We start from the raw sequence: 17,330 nt of genomic DNA, 5'->3' as shown, positions 1-17,330 counted from the left end.
GTCCCATCCCTGGGGGCTGCGCCCCCAGACCCCCCTTTGTCGCGCTGAACGCGCTCGTCCTCAAACGCCGGACGGGCTGGGTGGGGGTGCGGGCGGGTGGTGGAGTGCGGCAGGGGTGGGTGGGGGAAGGCTCGCGCTGAACGCGCTCGTCCTCAATCGCCGGACGGGCTGGATGGTGCCGGCCGGGGCTGGAGGGTTGCGGTCGGGGCTTGATCTTTCAGCGCCGGCCCGCATTTCCAGCCCGTCCGGCGTTTGAGGACGAGGCCGTTCAGGCCGACAGCGGGGGTCTGGGGGCGCAGCCCCCAGGAACGGGATGGGACGGGTAGGGGCGGCGGGGGTGAAGAAAAGCCACCACCCACCCCCCCTCACCCCGGCAGAGTCAACCCCCAAGCCCCCTCCCGCACCACCCACGTCCGCCTCCGCACCGGCCCGGACACAACCCCCGCATCCGCCCGATACCGAAAATCCGCCCCGGACACCGTCACCCGCCGCCCCACCACCCCCAGCGGAGACGCCTCCGCGCCCACCGACACCGGCCGTACCTCTACCCGTGCGCCCCCGGACACCCCGGGCGTCAGCGTCACCGTCTCCACCGGCTGGTCCAGGTCCACGAGGGTCACGCCGTCCACCTCGACGCGGAGTCGCGAGGGGCTGGGCCCGGGTACCGGAGTCACCCGTGACCCCCGGGCCGGCCGTGCCGCCAGGGTTCGTACCAGTGACTGGCACGTCCGCAGCCAGGGGTGGGGCGAAGCCTCCGCACCCATCCCCACCTCACCGGCGCCGGCCGGTCCCCGTATCGCCGGGATCCGTACCGCGCCCACCACCACCCCGTCGCTGTCGTCGACGAGCAGGTCCAGACGGCGCTCGGCGCCCTCCAGGACCGCCCGCGCAGCCGCCACCGCGCCCATGGGGACGCCCAGGGAGCGGGCCAGGGACAGGACACCGGCCGCCCCCACGGGGACGACGGACAGCGCACATCCGGCCAGTTCCCGTTGCCGGTGGAGGAGGGACACCGTACGGAGAAGAGCCCTGTCGTCGCCGATCACCACCGGGCGTCGGGAGCCCCTCCTGGCCAGGACCCGGGCGAATTCCTCGGGGCTGTCCGGGAGGCACACTTTTGTGGTCGCACCCGCGCTGAGCACGTCTTTCGCGATTCGTACAGACTCGCCGTCCGTCCGCCGGGCGACCGGGTCGATGACCACGAGGAGCTGGTCGGAAGTCGCCACCTCGGTCATGCCTCGCTTCCTCGGGTAGCATCTTTGTGCAAGAGCCCCTTGCGCTATTGCGCCAGGGGCTTGGTCTATTCCGGGGCATCCGGGTCCGACGGGTTGCGGCCGATGAGGGTCGCCGGTGTACGAGGCATGAGCCGAGAGCTCTGTCGCGTACGCCCCTGGCCTTGGACATGCCCCGCCCGGAAGGGGTGTACGCGCGTGCCCGCACTTGTGCTGCTCGGTGCTCAGTGGGGTGACGAAGGTAAAGGGAAGGCCACGGACCTGCTTGGTGGGTCTGTGGACTATGTGGTGCGCTACCAGGGCGGCAACAACGCCGGCCACACGGTGGTCGTGGGCGATCAGAAGTACGCCCTGCACCTGCTCCCTTCCGGAATCCTCACACCTGAATGCACACCCGTCATCGGCAACGGCGTCGTCGTCGACCCGTCGGTCCTGTTCTCCGAGCTGAACGGGCTGAACGAGCGAGGCGTCGACACGTCCAAGCTCCTGATCAGCGGTAACGCTCACATCATCACCCCGTACAACGTCACCGTCGACAAGGTGACGGAACGCTTCCTCGGGAAGCGGAAGATCGGCACGACGGGGCGTGGCATCGGCCCGACCTACGCCGACAAGATCAACCGGGTCGGCATCCGCATCCAGGACCTGTACGACGAGTCGATCCTGACGCAGAAGGTCGAGGCGGCGCTGGACGGCAAGAACCAGCTCCTCACCAAGGTCTTCAACCGCCGCGCGATCGAGGCGGAGCAGATCGTCGAGGAGCTGCTGACGTACGCGGAGCGGCTGCGGCCGTACGTCGCCGACACCGTCCTGGTCCTCAACAAGGCGCTCGACGACAACAAGGTGGTCCTCTTCGAGGGCGGCCAGGGCACGCTCCTGGACATCGACCACGGGACCTATCCCTTCGTCACGTCCTCCAACCCCACCGCCGGTGGCGCGTGCACGGGCTCGGGCGTGGGCCCGACGAAGATCAGCCGGGTCATCGGCATCCTCAAGGCGTACACGACCCGCGTCGGCGCCGGCCCCTTCCCCACCGAGCTCTTCGACGCGGACGGCGACGCGCTGCGCCGCATCGGCCACGAGCGTGGCGTCACGACCGGCCGTGACCGCCGCTGCGGCTGGTTCGACGCGGTCATCGCCCGCTACGCGACCCGCGTGAACGGCCTGACCGACTTCTTCCTCACCAAGCTCGACGTCCTGACGGGCTGGGAGGAGATCCCGGTCTGCGTGGCGTACGAGATCGACGGCAAGCGCGTCGAGGAACTCCCGTACTCCCAGACCGACTTCCACCACGCGAAGCCGATCTACGAGACCCTCCCCGGCTGGTCGGAGGACATCACGAAGGCCAAGTCCTTCTCCGACCTCCCGAAGAACGCCCAGGCGTACGTGAAGGCCCTGGAGGAGATGTCCGGCGCCCCGATCTCGGCGATCGGCGTCGGCCCGGGCCGCACGGAGACGATCGAGGTCAACTCCTTCATCTAGGGCAGAGGTACAGCTGAGGGGCACCCCGTCCGACGGGGTGCCCCTCAGTGGTTCAGTCGCTTCCGGGGTCAGCTCTCGTCCGGAGGGGCCTGGAACCCCGCCGTGTCGAGTTCGCAGCCGAAGGGGTCGGGGATGTAGAGCTTCTCCCCGAACGGCTTGGTGAGACGGGACTTGTAGCCGTGCTCGTACGGGTCCAGGTGCAGGCTGGCCTCTTCCTCCTGCATGTCGAGGACCAGGTAGACGGGGACGCCTGCCTTCCCGTAGACCTCGACCTTGTCGGTCAGGTCGTCGATCCGGGTTGACGGGGAGGTCAGCTCGGCGACGAAGGAGAGGCCTTCCCCGTCGAGGCGGTTGCTGTCGGTCTCCAGCGTCCGCTCGTGCGCGGCGTAGATGTCCGGTCCGTACGCACGCTCGACGCCAGGGAAGACGAACAGAAGGGGTGACGAATCGATGAGGTGGCCTTCGGGGAGGAAGTCCTCAAGCTGTCGGCGCACCAGTTTCATGACGCGGGAGTAGTACCCCTTCGACCACGGCGACACGACGATGTTCCCCTTGATGATCTCGGCCCTGTAGCCGTCCGGCAGGTCGAGCTGGTCGAGGGCGTCCAGCAAGCCCTCGAAGCTGAGGGGCTCCGTGCCGCGTATCGTGATCGGTCGCTCTGTCATCAACGTCATGATGCGCCCTTCCCCTGAGACAAGCCAGCTGCCACTCAGCGTTGTCAAGCGTGCGCTGAGAGGCAGCCGGTTCTCTCGATCCCTCAGGTCCACCGGACCTTGGGTGATCAGCTGGTGAAGATGAAGTACTTCCACGCCCCGTGCGTGGTCGCGTTCACGTTGTCGCCCGATGTGCCGTCGATGTACGACGAGCGGATGCGGAAGCGGTAGCCGATGTCGTGCGCGCCGAGCAGTTCCACGCGGGAGATGCCGGCCGAGTCCAGGGCGAAGTACTGGGAGCCGCCGTCGTACCAGGCGCCCTCGTAGAAGTACTCGATCTGGAGGCGCTGTTCGCGGTTCGGGTACGCCGTCATGGACGTCGTGAACAGCGGGTTCGTGGCCTGGTGGAAGTAGGCGTACGTCTGGCCGTACACCTTCTTGTTCTTGTACTGGCGGCTGATCGACGTCGACACCTTGACCTTGGTGTAGACCGTGCTGGCCACCGACTTGGGCGCGTAGCGCGCGTCGCCCGTGAAGCGTGCCGTGAGGCGGGTGTCGCGGGTGAGCTTGTACGTGGCCGAGAAGTCGCCGTTCTTGTTGACCGTGCCGGTCTTGACCAGCTTGTTGGGCGCGGAGCCGTACGGGTCGGCCCAGATCTCGACCTTGCGGTTCTTGTACGTCTTGCCGAGGTGCGCCGTGAACTTGACGCTCTTCGCGTAGTCGTACGTCTTCTTGTTGTTGGAGAGGCGGATAGTGGTCGCCGCGCGTGAGACCTCCACCGCGTCCGAGCCGCTGCTCGCCAGGTGGTCCGCGTCGCCCGTGTACGACAGCGTGTACGTCACCTTGCCGCCGACCGGCGGGCTGTTGGTGAAGGAGAACGTGCCGTTCGACGCGACCGTCGCCGTGCCGATCTTCCGGCCGTTCGGGTTCTCCAGGTCCTTGCGGGTGATCGTCAGCTTGGCTCCGGTGGGCACCTTCACCTTGCTGGTGACCTTGCCCGTCACCGTCAGCTTCTTCGCCCGGGTGGACTTGGTGGGGGCGGTGACGGAGACGCTGGTGACGGCCTTCGTCGGGGTGTTCAGGACGCGCAGCTCGTACGTGCCGTTCAGGGCCGTGATCGCGAACAGGCGGGACCTGTCCGGTGCCCAGGCGAGGCCGACGTCGGCGAGCCTGCCGGTGCCGTTCGTCCTGGTGAGGTTGTAGTCCCGGACGGAGACCGTGCCGCCCGGCTTGTAGACGTTCAGGCCCTGGCCGTACGTCGTGTCGTTGCCCGCCGCGACCGAGCCGTCGGGGGCGACGGCCACGGCGTTCGCGTTCCCCTGGCTGTTGGCGTATTTACCGGCCGCCGTCAGGTCGGAGGTCTTGTACACCACGTGGTTGTACGGGTTCTGGGCGGCCACGATGACCCGGCCGCCGTCCGGCGTGACCGCGAGGTCACGCAGTCCGCCGCCCGCGACGGTTGTACGCGCGGTGGCCGTCGCGGTGCCCGACGAGACGTCGTACACGCCCAGGTCGGTCGTGGGCGCGCCCGGTACGCCCGCGACCAGCGTGCTCGAACCCGGCGCCGCGTCCAGCACGGGCGCGGTGGCCCACGGCTTGGCCACGTCGCCGTCCAGCGTGACCTTGTGCTCCGGGTCGGTCAGGTCGACCGAGCCGATGTTGCCGGTGCCGCCGTTCGCGGCACTGCCGTACCCGAACCACAGCCTGCCGCCCGCGAGGGCCACGGACCGCGGGCCGACGTCACCCGTGGCGTACCGGGCCGTCTCCGTCGCCGTGGCCGTGTCGATGGCGAAGATCGCGTCGCCGGTGTCGCCGACGCCGTCGGGCACCGCCGCGTACAGCGTGCCGGAGTCGGCCGACAGCTCCAGGCCCTTGACTCCGTTCAGGCCGGACACTTCCCGGACGAAGTTGCCCTTGTAGTCCGTGACGACGATCCGGTCGCTGGCCGGGTCACTGACGAAGACCCGCTGGTGGACGCCGTCCACAACGATGTCACCGAAGGAGACGATGCCCAGGTCCCGCTGGTCGTCCGCCATGGCCGTACCCGCGACGCCGGTCGTGAGCGCGACGGAACCGAATGTGAGTGCGACCGCGAGCGCGGTCGAGAGAGTGCGTCTGTGCACGATGGTTTCGAACCCCCCGGTACGAAAGTGCCCCTGAAGCGGGGCCACTTGGTCTCTGTGTAGAGCCAGTGAAAGAAGAGACTAGGTCACACCACTGACACAAGGTTCACAGGGGGTTAACGGGACTGGTGGGACCCGGGGTTTTCGCTGGAATTGACCGGGACATGGCCTGTCATGGCCTGTTCTTGGTTCCTGGAGGGGCCGCGTGCCGCAACGATCTACGCGTGTAGCCACCCGCAGTCACCTGTCGCCCCAGTCGCGCTAGCCGCCCCAGCTGCCCAGGAGTTCCCCCATGCCCATCACTCCCATGAACCGACGTGAGTTCGTGAAGAAGTCGGCCGTCACCGGCGCCGCCGTGGCCGCCGCGGGGACCGTCGCGGCAGCCCCGGCGCAGGCCGCCGACCGTGCCGACCACGCCCCCGCGCACTGCGAGCCGCCCCGTACCTGGACGTTCTCCATCCTGGGCACCACCGACCTGCACAGCCACGTCTTCGACTGGGACTACTACACCGACGCCGCCTACACCGACAAGGCCGGCAACTCCGTGGGTGTCGCCCGCGTGGCCACCCTCATCAAGCAGCAGCGCGCGGAGAAGGGAGAGGACCACGTCCTGCTCGTCGACGCGGGCGACATCATCCAGGGCACGTCACTGGCGTACTACTACGCGCGCGTGGACCCCATCGACGCGGGCAAGGGCAAGCGCGGCCCCGAACACCCCATGGCCGTCGCCATGAACGCCATGCGCTACGACGCCGCGGCCCTCGGCAACCACGAGTTCAACTACGGCATCGACACCCTCCGCAAGTTCGAGAGCCAGTGCCGTTTCCCGCTCCTCGGCGCCAACGCGCTCGACGCGAAGACGCTCCGGCCCGCCTTCCAGCCGTACACCGTGAAGCGGATCAGGGTCCCCGGCGCGCCGGACATCAAGATCGGCATCCTCGGCCTCACGAACCCCGGAATCGCCCTGTGGGACAAGGACAACGTCGCCGGGAAGATGTCGTTCACGGGGCTCGTCGAGCAGGCGAAGAAGTACGTCCCGCGCATGCGCGCCCTCGGCTGCGACGTCGTCTTCCTCACCGATCACTCGGGCCTGGACGGCAGTTCGTCGTACGGGAACGAACTCCCGTACGTCGAGAACGCGTCGAACCTGGTGGCGGAGCAGGTGCCCGGGATCGACGCGATCCTCGTGGGCCACACGCACACGGAGGTCTCCTCCTACACGGTGACGAACAAGGCGACCGGCAAGGACGTGATCCTCTCCGAGCCGTACTGCTACGGAATGCGCCTGACCGTCTTCGACTTCGAGCTGGAACTCGTGCGCGGCCAGTGGAAGGTGACCAGCACCAAGGCGAAGACCCTCGACCCGAAGGGAGTCGAGGAGGACGAACACATCACCACTCTCCTCAAGGCCGACCACGATCTCGTCGTGAAGTACGTCAACACGGCCGTCGGCACGTGTACGGAGGACCTGTCGGCGGCGGAGGCGTGCTGGAAGGACGTACCCGTCATGGACTTCATCCACCAGGTCCAGATGGCCACCGTGGCCACCGGCCTGTCGACGGCGGACGCCGCCCTCCCGCTGATCTCGGTCGCCGCGCCCTTCAGCCGCAGCGCGGACATCCCCAAGGGCGATGTCACCATCCGCGATGTCGCCGGGCTCTACATCTACGACAACACCCTCTACGGCAAGAAGCTGACGGGCGCCCAGCTCAGGGACTACCTGGAGTTCGCGGCGAAGTACTACCACCAGGTCCCGGTCGGGACGGCGGTCGACACCGCGACTCTGACGAACGCCAACAGCTTCTGGGACTACATGTACGACACCGCCGCCGGCGTCGACTACGAGATCGACATCGCGGCAGCGGAGGGGTCACGGATCAAGAACCTCAGCTACAAGGGCACGGCCGTGACCGACGACCAGGTGTTCGTGGTCGCCGTCAACAACTACCGCGCGAACGGCGGCAGCGGCTACCCGCACATCGCCGCCGCCGACATCGCGTACAGCTCCACGAACGAGATCCGCCAGCTGATGATCGACTACGTGACGTCGAAGGGCAGCCTGAACCCGGCCGACTTCGCGGTCACGAACTGGAAGCTGACGCAGGGCGGGACGGCGGTGTTCGCCGACTGAGCCGCCTGAGCCGACTGAACCGGCCGATGGTCTGTCTGCCTTACGCGCGGCGCCGCAGCCGCGTGTAGGCGGCCAGGGAGCCTCCGGCGAACACCAGCGAGGCGCCGCCGAGGGACAGGGCGAGCGTGCCGCCGTCGCCGCCGGTGCTCGCCAACTGCGTGCCGGTGTTCGCCGGAGAGGTGGCGGGCGGTGTGGTGGGTACGGGCGTGGGGGTGGCCGTGTTGCCGGTCGATGCGGAGGCCGAAGGCGTCGAGGCCGGGGTCTGGCTTCCGCCCGTGCCTGTGCTCGTGCTCGGCGAGGCCGACTGGCCGCCGGTCAGGGCCACTTGGGCGGACGCGGCACCGACGTAGGTGCCTCGGAACGGGACGGACCCCTCGTTGACGACGACACTCTGGGTCAGGGTGGTCGCGTCGAGCGGAGCGTTCTTCTTCCAGGTGACCCGCACCGGAACGGAACTGCTGCTGCTCACCGGGGCGGTGTGGTCGCGGTCGCGCAGATAGTGGCCGACCCGGCCGGGCTCGCCGGTCGCCGTCACCGGCGTCAGCGTGGCCCAAACGCCTCCCCGCTTCACCTGCACCGTCGCGTACTTGTCGGTGAACAGGACGCTGTTGAGGTTGAGGTACTCGGACGGCGTCGGGTTGGCCAGGGTGGCCTCGAACTCGACGGGCGCCCCGCCGCGCACGGCCGTCGCGGGCACCCCGGTGAGGCCGGCGGACAGGCCCTGGACCGGGATCGTACGGACGTCACGCGCCTGAAGGACCCAGGAACCGTCCGCCGCCCCGACGGAGGAGGTCAACTGGACGGATCTCGCTCCGCCGTCGCTGTTCCCGTTGTGCGGCTCGCCCATGGGCAGCCCGAGGAGCAGGTGGAGGACACGGCTCTCGCCCGGGGCGAGCGTGATGGTGATCGGCAACGCCCCCTGGAACGAACCGCTGCTGTACTCCGTCAGCACCTTCTGCCAGGCCCCGCTGTCCGTGCGGTAGTACATGACCAGGCCGTTCTTCGGCATACCGGCCCCGGCGTCCGCGACCAGGTTGAGGAAGAGGTCCTGCGACTCGGTGGCGGAGGTGTTGGTGATCTTCTCCGTGAACTCGACCGGCTGCCCGGCCAGCCCCACCGCGGCGGGCCCGTCCACGGACAGGGTGGTGTTGCAGCAGGTCTGCGCGGGCCCGGCCGACGGGGTCGGCGCCCCCGGCTCGGCCCACGCGGCGGGCGCGGCGGCCACCGCTCCCAGCGACATCAGCACGCCGGCCGCTCCGATGGCGAGTGGGTGACCGATGCGACCGATGTGAATGGTGCGAAACATGAATCCCCCCGGATTCGCGAGTGGTGGGGCCGTGAGCCCCTGCGCTAGTAAGACGGTGCTGGGGCGGGATGGTTGCCGGAGAATTCGGCCTTTATGCGGACCGGACGGGTCCGCCACCAGGGCAGATCTCCTCTAAAGAAACGCTTGCGTTTCGATCGAGATCGTCGTAGCTTGTCGGTACGAAACCGTTTCGTATCGATGGATGAGTGGTGTGACGGCGATGACAGCGATGGCGACCTCTCCCGTGCTCCTGGCCGTCGCTCTCTCCCTCGTCTCCGCGCTCTGCTACGCCACGGCCGCCGTGATCCAGGAGCGGACCGCCGCCGACACCGCGAACCTGCGCGGCGCCCTCACCCGCGCCTCGTGGTGGTGGGCGGTCCTCCTCAACGCCGCCGGCGCGCTGCTGCACGTGGTCGCCCTGCGCTACGGCCCTCTGAGCCTGGTGCAGCCGCTCGGCGTGCTGACCCTGGTGGTGGCGGTACCGCTCGGCTCACTGGCCGCCCGCCGCCGGACCTCGGGCACCCAGTGGTCCGGCATGGCCCTCACCCTCGTAGGACTGACCGCCCTCCTGACGGTCACCGCCTCGGGCGGCGGTACGTCGGACAGCGCCCTGAGCACGAACGAGGTCCTGCTGGTCGCGCTGGCCGCCGCCACGCTCATCGCGGCGCTGATCCGCCTGGCCTCGGGCCGCTCTTCCCTCACCGGCCTCGCCTTCGCGGCGGCCTCCGGCATCGCCTCCGCCGTCGGCTCCACGCTGGCCCAGAAGCTCGCCGTAGGACCGACGCTGTCGTGGAGCGCGGCGGTCACAGCGCTCCTGACCGTGGCCTTCGCGGCGGGCGGCCTGCTGCTGGCCCAGAAGGCATACGGCAGCGGCCTCGGCGGCCCCCTCGCCCTGCTGACCCTGGTCAACCCGGTCGCCGCGTCCGCCATCGGCGTCAGCCTGCTCGGCGAGGGCTTCCAGTACGGCACGACGGGCGCCCTGCTCGCGGTCGCCGCTGCGATGGCGGCGGGCCGGGGCGTGGTCCTGCTGAGCCGCCCGCAGCCCGAGCGTCCCGCTCGCCTCGACGTGCGCGTACCCGTAGCCGTACCCGTGCCTCACCTGCGACCCACCCGGATGCTGACCGGCACGAGCCGGGCGGCCTGAAATGGAGCACAGCAAGATGACGACGATGACGTTGGCGATGGCGCCCGCGACGAGGCTTCACCTCCGCCCCCGGACGACCGTACGCGAGGCGGGCCTGGTGGACGTACCCGCGGTGGTACGCATGATCGCGGCGCCCGCGCCCTCGGACGACTGGGAGCAGACACAGAGCGCGATGCGGCTGGTGCTGGCCCACTACGCCCTGGAGGAGGGCCGCATCTGGGTGGCCGAGCGTGCGGAGGGCGGCCTCCTGGCCGCGGCCGTCTGGCTGCCGCCCGGCGTCGGAGCCGAGCCCCCCGACACCCGCTTCAGCAGCCTCCTCGCCCGGGAACTCGCCACCGGCCCGCAGGATCTGCCGGTCCTGCCGATGTGGCTGAAGGACGCGGGCCCCGAAGTACCGCACTGGAAGGTGGTCGTCGTCGGAGCACTGGACGACACGAGCGCCTGGGACCACACGGTGGCCGCCGACCTGCTGACCCCGGGCCTGCGAGCCGTCGACGACGAAACGGCAACGGCCGTCGCCCTCACGATGTCCCCTCGTCACAGCGACCAACTCCGCCCCCTGGGCTTCCGCGGGCCCCACGAGGTCCACTTCATGCCGGGGGCCAGCGCTTGGCTGACGACGCGTCCGGCGGAGGGCGGCGCTGGGTGAACGCCGGCAGTCGTGGTCGGCGGTCGTGAAGGAGCCGTCCCCCTCCGTCGTACCTTGCCCGGTCGACGGCCCGATCGCACATGTGCCGGTTCGGACGGACCGGAGGCGCCCTACCCCCGATCCACGACGTACGGCAGTGTGAGTACGGGAGTTGGAAGTTCGGGGACCGGGGATCGGGGATCAGGGGGAGGTGTCCGTGGACCCCATCGCACCTGAGTTGCTGATGGCCCTCGCCGGAGGTACGGCCGGTGCCGCCGGGCAGCAGGTCTGGGCGTCGCTGCGGGACCTGGTCCGGTGGCGGCCGGCGGACGGAGAGCCGCGCGGCGAGGGCGAGTTGACGTCCCTTGCCGATGCTGCCGACAGTCCGACGCGGGCCCGGGAGCTGGCCGACGTGCTCGCACTGCGCGCCCGGCAGGACCCCGCCTTCGCCCGGGCGCTCGACACCTGGCGCCGGGAGGCGGAGGCCCTCGACGGCACGTCGACCGGGGCGGGCGACGTGCACAACGAGATCTCCGGGGGCACGGTCCAGGGGCCGGTCGTCCAGGCCCGGGACATCAACGGGCCCTTGCACTTCGGTAGTTAGTCGAGCCAGGGGCGCGGGTGGTACCGCTGTTCCTACCCTTGTCACTGGCGGCCGGCGGGTTTTCTGGAGGATGATCAGGTCCGCCCCCTGCATCTGACCCGAGCCTTCGCAGCGCCGCGGACCCCGCGCCGAACCGGGTGTCCCCCTCGGCTTCCGGGGCTCGCCGCTCTCTTCGCAGGCTCCCCTCGGCGGGCAGGGTGCTCCCCAACAAGCCGTAAACGAACGGGTGTTGGGCGAAGAAGCAGCGAAAGGGAAAAGGAAACCACGGTGTCCGACGAAGGACGGCTGATCGCCGGTCGTTACCGCATCCTCGACCGGATCGGCCGGGGCGGCATGGCCACCGTGTGGCGCGCCCACGACGGTCTCCTCGACCGCCAGGTCGCCGTCAAGAAGCTCCACCCCCAGCCGCAGCTGGACGCCGACGAACTCGCCACCCTCTTCGAGCGCACCCGCCGAGAGGCCCGCAGTGCCGCCCGGATCAGCCACCCCAACGTCGTGACCGTCCACGACGTCGTGGACGACGAGGGCCTGCCCGTCATCGTCATGGAGTACGTCCCCTCCACCACCCTCGCCGACCTGGTCAAGGAACGTGGCCCGGTCCCGCCCGCAGAAGCCGCCAGGATCGGCCGAGGCGTGATCGCCGCACTCCGCGCGGCGCACCGGGCCGGGATCCTGCACCGGGACGTGAAGCCCGCCAACGTGCTGCTCGCCGGGGACGGCCGGGTGGTCCTCACCGACTTCGGCATCGCCCAGGCCGCCGAGACCTCCCACCTCACCCGCACCGGCCAGTTGGTGGGCTCGGTCGACTTCATGGCCCCCGAACGCCTCGTCGGCGCCAAACCGGGTCCGGAGGCCGACCTGTGGGCACTGGGCGCCACGCTCTTCCAGGCGGTCGAGGGCCGCTCACCGTTCCTCCGGGGCACGGTGGCCGAGACGATGTACGCCATCGCCATGGAACCGCCTCCCGAGGTACGGGCCGCCGGACCGCTCACCCCGCTGATCCAGGGCCTGCTCATCCCCAAACCGACCGAGCGACTCTCGGCCGAGGACGCGGAGCGCCTCCTGCGGATACCGGTCGGCGCAGGTATGTCGCCCGCCGTGCCGCCCCCCGTCCGCGCGGCGACCGCCGACGCCCCGGCTACGACGGCGAAGCCAGCCCTGGGTCCTGAGCTGGCCCCGAGTCCGGAGCCGGCCTTGAATCGGGAGTTGGCGCCGAGTCCTGGGTTGGCCCCGACTTCAGTTCTGGCCCCGAGTCCGGAGTTGGCCCCAAGCCCGAAGCCGGAGCCGAGTTCGGCCCCAAGCCCGAGCCCAAGCCCGAGCCCGAGCCCGAGCCCGAGCCCGAGCCCGAGCCCGAGCCCAAGCCCGAGCCCAAGTCCGAAGCCGGCCCCCCGTCCGAAGCCGGAGCCGAGTTCGGACCCGGACCCGAACCCGGACCCGAACTCGGGGTGCACAACACGCGAGGCATCCGCTGCCGCCCCGGCAGCAGAACACCCGCAGCCGCTGGCCCCGCATGCCGCGCAGGCCCCGACCGACCCGCAGCCGCCGCAGCCCTCTGGTCGAACAGCCCGCCGAACAGACCGAACGCGCCGAGCGGGCCGAACAGGCGGCACAGGCGGAACCGGCCGTTCGAAGAAGCTGATCGTGATCAGTGCCGCCACAGCGGTCGTCGCCGCGGTACTGATCACGATCGCCTTGCTGGTCGACACGACGACGGCGAAGAACACCGACAGCGCCACGACGTCGACCGCCCCGCTCCCCGCCGGCGGCGGCCTCACGGCGTCGCAGTCCGCGGGCACGCCGACAGCCTCTTCCGGCTCCTCCTCACCGTCGGGTTCCACGGGTTCCACGAGTACGAGCGTCACGTCGCCGACGGCGGACACCCCGTCGCACGAGGAGTCGACGCCCAAGGCCGGACAAGAGGATCCCGACACGGACCCGGGCGACGAGAACCCGTCCACGACCAGCGGATCCGGCTCATCGGTCGCCCCGGCCGGAGGCCACGCCCTGGTGGTCCCCGCCACGGGGAAGTGTCTGAGCGGCGGTGCCGGGACCGAGGGGATACAGCTGGTTCACGTCACGTGCGACGGCTCCGCGGGGCAGCAGTGGCTCATCGGATCGGACGGGACCTTCCGGTCATTGGGGAAATGCATGACCGTGGCCGGAGGGTCGAGCGAGGACCGGACCGAGATCCAGCTGACCGGGTGCAACGGCGACTCCAGCCAGGGATTCCACTTCTCCGGTACGCAGCTGCTGGCTGATCAGTCCCAGAAATGCGTCACCGTTTTCGGGGGTACGAGCGGAACGGTGGTGGTCCTTTGGGAATGCGACAACTGGGACAACCAGACCTGGACGATCCGCTGACCCACGCCACCCTGGGCCCGGCTCCACCCCTGAGCCCGGCTCCACCCCCGGGCCCGGCTTCGTATAACGAATCCGTCGTGTGGCAACAGAACGCTTCGTGTCGTCCACGGCCTCTGCACGACGATGGCCCGCATGGCAGCGACGAACCACTTCGGCATGACTCTGCGCGGCTGGCGTGAGCGCATGTCACCGCAGGACAGCGGGCTGGAGGTGGGCACGGAGCGGCGTATCCCCGGCCTGCGCCGCGAAGAGCTGGCCCGTTTGGCAGGCCTTTCGGTCGACTACGTGGTGCGGCTGGAACAGGGCCGTGCCCGCAACCCCTCGGCCCAGGTGGTCACCGCCCTGGCCAGAGCACTGCGTCTCGACCCGGCCGAGCGCGACCATCTGTTCCGCTGCGCCGACCTCGCACCGCCCTCGGCCGGGAACGTCTCCCGGCACATACCCATGAGCGTGCGGCGACTTGTCCAGCAGATGGGAGATGTTCCCGCCGCGGTCTTCGCCGCCGACTGGACCATCGTCGGCTGGAACACGATGTGGACGGCCGCGGTCGGCCATCCCGGCACGTACGGCTGGGACGAGGACAGTCTCGTCTCCGGGATGTTCCGGGCGAGCGGCACACAGGGCCGGGACCCGATAGCGGCATGGCCCGTCTGGTCGTGGAAGGGCAATGAGGCCCAGGAGGAGGATCTCGTCGCCGACCTGCGGGTGACGGCGGCGGCCCATCCCCATGACGAACGTCTTGCCGCACTCGTCGAAGACCTGCTCCGAAGCAACCCGCGCTTCGCCCGCCTGTGGTGCAACGGCACTGCCGGCCCCTACGTCGGCGACCGCAAGACCATCGAGCATCCCCTGGTGGGCGACATCGCCCTCGACGTCGACGCCCTGATGCCCGCGGGCACCGACCTCAGGATCATCACGTACGCGGCTCCGCCAGAAACCACCGACGCGGAGAAGCTGGACGCCCTACGTGCGTCCTGCGACCTGCCGCGACCACGAAACAGACTGACCCGTCCCGATCCAGAGACCGAGGGCTAGGCGCGGGCCGTTACTTGCCCTCAACGGGCGGACGTGGCCCTTGACTTGGCGTTGTCGGCCCTCGTACGGCCGGGAAATCGAGCCCAAGAGGAGGCGACGGCCATGTCGGGAGACCAGCGGCGTCCGACCGCGCACGTCCCGGTACTTTCCGGGCTCGCGGAAGACCGCTCCGCACGCCGCAGCACAGCGCGACGTGCGGAGCGGTCCGGACTGTCCGCCTGACCGTACGGTCGGCGTACGGTCAGAACTTGCCCGCGTTGAGGGCCAGTTGCAGGTGACGGGTGGTGTCCGAACCCCACTGTCCGTCGACGCCGGAACCCACCTTCTTCTGCAGGGCCTTGACCGTGTTCGGGCCGACGACGCCGTCCGCGGTCACCTTCAGATAGCTCTGCAGGGCCTTCTTCGTCAGCGGGCCGAAGGAACCGTCGACGGAGAGCTTCGCGCCGTGCCCGTTGAGCGAGCGCTGCAGCGCGGCGCAGGTCGCGGGGCCGAACTGGCCGTCGACCGTGAGCTTTCCGGCGGCGGGCGGGCGCGGGGTGGGCTTCTGCGGCTTGGTGCCGCCCTTGAGCGCGGACTTCATCATGGCCGCCGAGGCCGGCCCGTACACGCCGTCGACCGAGAGGCCGTACTTCTTCTGGAACGACTTCACCGCCGACTCGGTGGCGGCGCCGAAGTCCCCGTCGACCACCAGCTTCGACGCCATGACCGTGTTGAGGTTCTTCTGGAGCGTCTTGACGGCGGCGCCCTTCGAGCCGCGGCGCAGCATGCCGTCGGTGGACGGCAGCGGCTGGGCGTTGCCGTAGGTGGGGCGGCCGTAGCCCACGATCTCGGAGGAGTAGCGGTCCCGGCGCAGGACCTTGTCGCTGGTGTTGCCCTCGATGGTGGTGATCTTGCCGCTGGAGTGCACGGCCTCGACCACGCCGACGTGGTCGATGTTGTCCATCGTCCGGGAGCCGCCCCAGTCGAAGAACACGACGTCGCCCGCGCGGATGCCGCCGACCCCGTAGTGCCAGCGTCCCTTGGACTGGAACCTCCGGGCGTGTCCGACCGTCCACGCGTGCTTGCCGAAGATCGCGTCGAGGTTGTCCGACTTGGCGGCGGCGTAGCTGACGGTCATGTTGCACCACGCGTCGTCGAAGCCGTACCAGTCGGTGATGAAGTTGTTGTTCGAGCCGGGAGGGTTCTCACCGGTGCCGATCAGCTTGCGCATCTGCGCGAGCATTCCTTCGACGGATCCCATGTCACAGCCCCCCGTTCTCGGGGAAGACGGCGATGTCGCCCTTGACGACGACCTTCGGGTCCTGGCTCACCTTGCTCTGGTCCGGGTCGACGTCGAACACCCCGGCACCGCCGCGCGGTTCCACCGCCCGCGGTGCGGCTGCCGCCGCCTTCGCTGTCACGTTCGCTTCGGGTTCGGTCATGCTGTTCCCCCATGAGTCCTACAGAGTCCTGCTGACAGGTGAGGGGAGGACGGCAACTGCCGTGCCTCCTCCGCCCCATGAGTCTGCTGGGGCGTCGGATGCCTGTCGTTGGCGTGGCGCGCACTGTTCGTTGTCGGAGAGCGCACCCGCGCGAAACCCCGTGGGGGTGTTGCCGTACGCGGCGCGGAACGCCCGGCTGAAGTCGGCCGCCTGGGCGAAGCCCCAGCCTGCCGCGATGGCGTACACGGGCAGGTGGCGAAGACGCGGGTCGGCCAGGTCACGTCGGCACCGCTCCAGCCGCTGGGCCTTGATCCAGGCGGTGACGGTGAGTTCCTGCCGTTCGAAGAGCCGGTGCAGATAGCGAGTGGAGATGTGGTGCGCGGCGGCGATACGGTCCGGCGCCAGCCGCTGGTCGCCGAGGTGGTCCAGGACGTACTCCTGGATACGGCACAGCAGCACCGGAGTTCCCAGAGATCCCGGAGTTCTCTGAGCTTCCTGAGTTCCCTGAGCGGCTGTCCGCGTCTCCTCGACGGCCCGGTGGCCGTCGCCGAGCAGGGTCCGGACGAGATCGGTCACCACCGCGCCCAGTCGCAGTTCGTCGGAGTGCCGGTACGGGGTCGTGTCCTGCGCCAGGGCCGCCAGGAACTCCGCGACCGGAGCGACCAACGCGGCGAGCGCGCCATCGGACGCGGCGGCCGAGAGGGTGGGCGACAGGGTCTGCGGCAGGTGCGCGGTGACCACCGCGTTGTGCGGGGCGGTCAGCCGCATCCGGAACGGCCGGGCGGTGTCGAGCAGCACCATGCCACCGGCCTCGGCCCACGCGGTACTCCCGGCCTGGTCGAGGACCAGCTCACCGCCCAGCACGAGCGCGAGGTGATACCGGGGATCCCGGGGATACCGCGGACACAGGGCCCCGCGCTCGCCGTACCGTCCGGTGCTCCGTAAGTCCGCCGCGTCCCGTATCTCCACGGCCGGACAGTGCGCCACGGACACCCGTACGGCGCCGAGCTCCTGCATCCAGCACATCGCACGGAACCGTTCGCCCAATTCGGCGCGGGTGCTGACCTGTTGCCCGTACAGCCGGGTCAGCAGCTCCGCCCATGCCTCCACACCCATCACACGCATCGGTGTCCCCCTGGATGGCCGAGTACCTATGAGACCAGGGTGAACCAATGTGCATAAACATCCGATAGACGCCGGGCCCGCAGCA

The 17,330-nt window shown here is 69.6% G+C and carries 14 protein-coding genes; 7 read left to right on the top strand and 7 right to left on the bottom strand.

The annotated features are described in order from the left end of the window. Positions 1–365 precede the first annotated feature (365 nt). Positions 366–1,235 carry a diacylglycerol kinase gene (locus ACWDR4_RS33765; RefSeq protein ID WP_450414030.1) on the bottom strand — a complete coding sequence of 290 codons (870 nt, stop codon included), beginning with the start codon at positions 1,233–1,235 and terminating at the stop codon, positions 366–368. Positions 1,236–1,430: 195 nt separating this feature from the next. On the opposite strand from ACWDR4_RS33765, the gene ACWDR4_RS33760 reads away from it, so the two are divergent. Further along, positions 1,431–2,714 (top strand): adenylosuccinate synthase, encoded by a 1,284-nt coding sequence (locus ACWDR4_RS33760; protein WP_450414029.1) that lies wholly within the window; start codon positions 1,431–1,433, stop codon positions 2,712–2,714. 68 nt (positions 2,715–2,782) lie between these two features. Here ACWDR4_RS33760 and ACWDR4_RS33755 read toward each other — a convergent pair whose 3' ends face one another. After that, complete coding sequence (locus ACWDR4_RS33755; RefSeq protein ID WP_450414027.1) at positions 2,783–3,388, bottom strand: Uma2 family endonuclease; 606 nt, start codon at positions 3,386–3,388, stop codon at positions 2,783–2,785. A 107-nt stretch (positions 3,389–3,495) separates the two neighbouring features. Beyond that, positions 3,496–5,490: a YncE family protein gene (locus ACWDR4_RS33750; protein WP_450414025.1), complete on the bottom strand. Its 1,995-nt coding sequence runs from the start codon at positions 5,488–5,490 to the stop codon at positions 3,496–3,498. Between the two features lie 292 nt (positions 5,491–5,782). On the opposite strand from ACWDR4_RS33750, the gene ACWDR4_RS33745 reads away from it, so the two are divergent. Then, positions 5,783–7,621, top strand: coding sequence for a bifunctional metallophosphatase/5'-nucleotidase (locus ACWDR4_RS33745; RefSeq protein WP_450414023.1), 1,839 nt, complete (start codon positions 5,783–5,785; stop codon positions 7,619–7,621). Positions 7,622–7,661: 40 nt separating this feature from the next. Here ACWDR4_RS33745 and ACWDR4_RS33740 read toward each other — a convergent pair whose 3' ends face one another. Continuing rightward, positions 7,662–8,927 carry a hypothetical protein gene (locus ACWDR4_RS33740; RefSeq protein WP_450414021.1) on the bottom strand — a complete coding sequence of 422 codons (1,266 nt, stop codon included), beginning with the start codon at positions 8,925–8,927 and terminating at the stop codon, positions 7,662–7,664. A 220-nt stretch (positions 8,928–9,147) separates the two neighbouring features. On the opposite strand from ACWDR4_RS33740, the gene ACWDR4_RS33735 reads away from it, so the two are divergent. From ACWDR4_RS33735 to ACWDR4_RS33715, 5 genes are all read left to right on the top strand, one after another. Then, on the top strand, positions 9,148–10,071 hold the full coding sequence (locus ACWDR4_RS33735; RefSeq protein WP_450414035.1) for a hypothetical protein: 924 nt from the start codon (positions 9,148–9,150) through the stop codon (positions 10,069–10,071). 16 nt (positions 10,072–10,087) lie between these two features. After that, positions 10,088–10,720 (top strand): hypothetical protein, encoded by a 633-nt coding sequence (locus ACWDR4_RS33730; RefSeq protein WP_450414020.1) that lies wholly within the window; start codon positions 10,088–10,090, stop codon positions 10,718–10,720. A 196-nt stretch (positions 10,721–10,916) separates the two neighbouring features. Next, positions 10,917–11,303 carry a hypothetical protein gene (locus tag ACWDR4_RS33725; protein WP_450414018.1) on the top strand — a complete coding sequence of 129 codons (387 nt, stop codon included), beginning with the start codon at positions 10,917–10,919 and terminating at the stop codon, positions 11,301–11,303. Positions 11,304–11,570: 267 nt separating this feature from the next. Further along, positions 11,571–13,664, top strand: a complete 2,094-nt coding sequence (locus ACWDR4_RS33720; protein ID WP_450414016.1) for a protein kinase domain-containing protein — start codon at positions 11,571–11,573, stop codon at positions 13,662–13,664. A gap of 132 nt (positions 13,665–13,796) precedes the next feature. Next, positions 13,797–14,699, top strand: coding sequence for a helix-turn-helix transcriptional regulator (locus ACWDR4_RS33715; protein ID WP_450414014.1), 903 nt, complete (start codon positions 13,797–13,799; stop codon positions 14,697–14,699). Between the two features lie 241 nt (positions 14,700–14,940). Here ACWDR4_RS33715 and ACWDR4_RS33710 read toward each other — a convergent pair whose 3' ends face one another. The 3 genes from ACWDR4_RS33710 to ACWDR4_RS33700 are packed head-to-tail and all read right to left on the bottom strand — an operon-like array spanning position 14,941 to position 17,245. Beyond that, positions 14,941–15,939, bottom strand: coding sequence for a peptidoglycan-binding protein (locus tag ACWDR4_RS33710; RefSeq protein ID WP_450414012.1), 999 nt, complete (start codon positions 15,937–15,939; stop codon positions 14,941–14,943). 1 nt (position 15,940) lies between these two features. Next, positions 15,941–16,120 (bottom strand): hypothetical protein, encoded by a 180-nt coding sequence (locus ACWDR4_RS33705; protein WP_450414010.1) that lies wholly within the window; start codon positions 16,118–16,120, stop codon positions 15,941–15,943. Positions 16,121–16,138: 18 nt separating this feature from the next. Beyond that, positions 16,139–17,245, bottom strand: coding sequence for a helix-turn-helix domain-containing protein (locus ACWDR4_RS33700; RefSeq protein ID WP_450414008.1), 1,107 nt, complete (start codon positions 17,243–17,245; stop codon positions 16,139–16,141). Positions 17,246–17,330: the final 85 nt, after the last annotated feature.

The organism is Streptomyces sp. NPDC000878, from assembly GCF_053599695.1.
This window is presented reverse-complemented; position numbering and strand designations above follow the sequence as displayed.